The organism is Mesorhizobium sp. M4A.F.Ca.ET.020.02.1.1, from assembly GCF_004022645.1.
In the GTDB taxonomy this organism is placed as follows: Bacteria; Pseudomonadota; Alphaproteobacteria; order Rhizobiales; family Rhizobiaceae; genus Mesorhizobium.
On the sequence record NZ_RZOI01000965.1, the window covers coordinates 1 to 1,860 of the forward strand.

At 68.5% G+C, this 1,860-nt stretch carries 1 pseudogene; it reads left to right on the top strand.

Going from position 1 to position 1,860, the window contains the following annotated elements:
- Positions 1–1,860: pseudogene (locus tag EN742_RS33710) on the top strand (protein ndvB); the annotation flags it as partial.

Genomic DNA, 1,860 nt, shown 5'->3' on the forward strand with positions numbered 1-1,860 from the left:
TTCATCGGCCGCGGCCGCACCATCGTCGACGCAGCCGCCTTCGATCCCGGCGCCAAGCTCGGCGGCCATTCCGGCTTCACGCTGGACCCGATCGCCTCGCTGCGCCGTCAGGTGCGCGTGCCCGCCAACAAGAAGATCTCGCTGACCTTCTGGACCATCGTTGGCGCCAACCGCGCGGAACTCGACGAAGCCGTTGCCCGGCTCGACCATCCGGAAAGCTTCGCTCGCCAGGCGATGCTGGCCTGGACCCGCAGCCAGGTGCAGACCCGCCATCTCGGCCTCAGCCTGACCGACGCCGCCAATGTACAGAAGCTGGCGCGCTACCTGATCTATCCCGATCCGTTCCTGCGCCTGCCGGCGGACTCCATCGCCTCCGGGCTCGGCAAGCAGTCGAGCCTGTGGCCGACCAGCATCTCCGGCGATTTCCCGATCTTCCTGGTCCGCATCGGCGACGTCGCCGACCTGGAGATCGTCGCCCAGGCGCTGCGCTTCCAGGAGTATATGCGAGCGCGCGGCATGATGATCGACTTCGTTGTCGTCAACGAGCAGGCATCGTCCTATGTTCAGGACCTGCAGCGCGCGGTCGAGACGCTGTGCGAGAACAGCCGCCTGCGCGGCAAGGAGCTCGGTCCGCGCCAGCACATTTTCGCCGTGCGCCGCGACCTCATGGACGAGGCGACCTACAAGACCCTGCTGGCGGTCGCCCGCGTCGCGCTGCATACGCGCAACGGCACCATCTTCGACCAGATCGAGCGCGCCGAAGCGGCTGCCCTGCAGGCGCGAGACGCCCTGCAGCAGGCCGGCGGCGTCGCGGCCGTGTCAACCTTGCCGGCCATTGCGCAACCGGCTTTTGCCGCCCCGGCCTCAACCAGCGCAAAAGCCGACGGCAGCGGCTTGAATCTCTGGAACGGCTTTGGTGGTTTCGATGGCGACGGCCGCCACTATGTCACGCGTCTCACCGGCCGGCGAACGACACCGCAGCCCTGGATCAACGTCATCTCCAACGCCTCGTTCGGCTTCCACGTCTCGGCCGAAGGCGCCGGCTTCACCTGGAGCCGCAACAGCCGCGACTACCAGCTGACACCGTGGTCGAACGATCCTGTCACCAACCGGCCGGGCGAGGGCATCTACATTTACGACCACGCCAGCGGCAAGGCCTTCTCGCCGATGGCCGCGGTGGTGCGCGACCCCGCCATGACCTACGAGACCTGGCACGGCCAGGGTTTTTCGACCTTCCGTACGAAGCGCGGGCCGCTGTCGATGGACCTGACCCAAGTGGTCGATCCGGCCGATCCGGTGAAGATCACCCGGCTGCGCATCCAGAATGCGGGCCCGGTGCCGGCGAGGCTGCGCGTCTATGCCTATGCCGAATGGGTGCTGGGCGGCCATCGCTCGCGCACGGCGGCGACCATCGTGCCGGCGCGGGACATTGCGACTGGCGCGCTACTGGCCCAGAACCCCTACGGGCTCGACTTCAGTGAGCGGGTGGCGTTCCTCGCGGCCTCGACCGAGGTGCAGTCGGTGACGACCGACCGGGGCGAGTTCATCGGCCGCCACGGCAGCGGCGAATATCCGCAGGCCGTGCTTGCGGGCGCCGCCCTGTCCGGCCGGGTGGAGGCGGGCGACGACCCTTGCGCGGCGATCGCCAGCGACATCGACATCCCCGCCGGCGGCGACGTGACGCTGCTCTGGGTGCTCGGCGACGCAGCTTCGCCCGCCGAGGCGAGCGCGCTGGTGCAGGCCCATCGCGGCAAGGACTTCGACCAGCGGCTGGCCGACAACGAGCGCGTCTGGCGCGGCTTCCTCGACACCATCCAGGTCGAGACGCCGGACAAGGCGATGGATGCCATGGTCAACCAC